At 68.1% G+C, this 1,415-nt stretch carries 1 protein-coding gene; it reads left to right on the top strand.

The window, feature by feature from the left end; translation table 11 throughout:
• Window positions 1–1,415: amino acid adenylation domain-containing protein (locus ACIRYZ_RS46550; protein ID WP_402955851.1), on the top strand; the 1,415-nt coding region annotated here is incomplete at both ends.

Raw genomic sequence — 1,415 nt, forward strand, 5'->3', positions numbered from 1 at the left:
CTACCGGCCGGACGTGTTCGAGCGTGCGGTGGTGGAGGAGATCGGTGGGCGTTTGGTGGGGGTGTTGGAGGCGGTGGTGGCGGATGTGTCGCGGCCGTTGGCTGGGGTGGAGTTGGTGTCGGGGCGGGAGTTGGCTCGGTTGGAGGGTTGGAACGGGTCGGGTCCGGTGGTGGAGGCGGTGTCGTTCCCGGAGTTGTTCGCGGCTCAGGTGGCGCGGACGCCTGGTGCGGTGGCGGTGGAGTCGGCGGAGTTGTCGTTGACTTATGCGGAGTTGGATGAGCGTTCGGAGCGGTTGGCGCGTCATCTGGTGGGTCGGGGGGTTGGTCCGGGGCGGGTTGTCGCGTTGGTGCTGGGCCGGTCGGTGGAGTCGGTGGTGGCTTCGTTGGCGGTGATGCGGGCGGGGGCGGCGTTCTTGCCGGTGGATCCGTTGTATCCGGCGGAGCGGATCGGGTTCATGTTCGCGGATGCGGGTCCGGTGGCGGTGGTGACCACGGTGGGGTTCGTGGATGTGGTGCCGCGGGTGGACGGTATGGCGGTGGTGGTGCTGGGCGGTGGCGAGCTGTCGGTGGGTGCGGCGGTGGTGGCGGGTCCGGTGTCGGTGGATGCTGCGGCGTATGTGATCTATACGTCGGGTTCGACGGGTGTGCCGAAGGGTGTGGTGGTCACTCACGCGGGTGTTGCGGGGTTCGCGGCCAGTGAGCGGGAGCGTTTCGCGGTCGAGGGTGACAGTCGGGTGCTGCAGTTCTCGTCGCCGAGTTTCGATGCGTCGGTGTTGGAGTTGTGTATGGCGCTGACGTGTGGTGCGGCGTTGGTGGTTCCGCCGTCGGGGCCGTTGGCGGGTGAGTTGTTGGCGGGGGTGTTGGCGGATCGTGGGGTGACGCATGCGTTGATTCCGCCGGCGGCGTTGGCCAGTGTTCCGGTGGTGGAGTTGCCGCGGTTGCGGTGTCTGGTGGTGGGTGGTGACGCGTGTTCGCCTGAGTTGGTGGAGCGTTGGGCGCCGGGGCGGCGGATGGTGAATGCGTATGGTCCGACGGAGTCGACGGTGGCGGTGTCGATGAGTGGGCCGTTGGTTGTGGGTGGTGGGGTGCCGCCGATCGGTGTGCCGGTGGCGGGGACGCGGGTGTATGTGCTGGACACCTTGTTGCGTCGGGTGCCGCCGGGTGTGGCGGGGGAGTTGTATGTGGCGGGTGCGGGGTTGGCGCGTGGCTATCTGGGTCGGGCGGCGTTGACGTCGGAGCGGTTCGTGGCTGATCCGTTCGGTGGTCCGGGGGAGCGGATGTACCGGACGGGGGATGTGGTGCGGTGGCGGGCGGACGGGCAGTTGGAGTTCGTCGGTCGGGTGGATGACCAGGTGAAGATCCGTGGTTTCCGGATCGAGTTGGGTGAGATCGAGAGTGTGCTGGTGCGGCATGCCG

It is taken from the genome of Kitasatospora sp. NPDC101155 (genome assembly GCF_044768305.1).
GTDB lineage: Bacteria > Actinomycetota > Actinomycetes > Streptomycetales > Streptomycetaceae > Kitasatospora.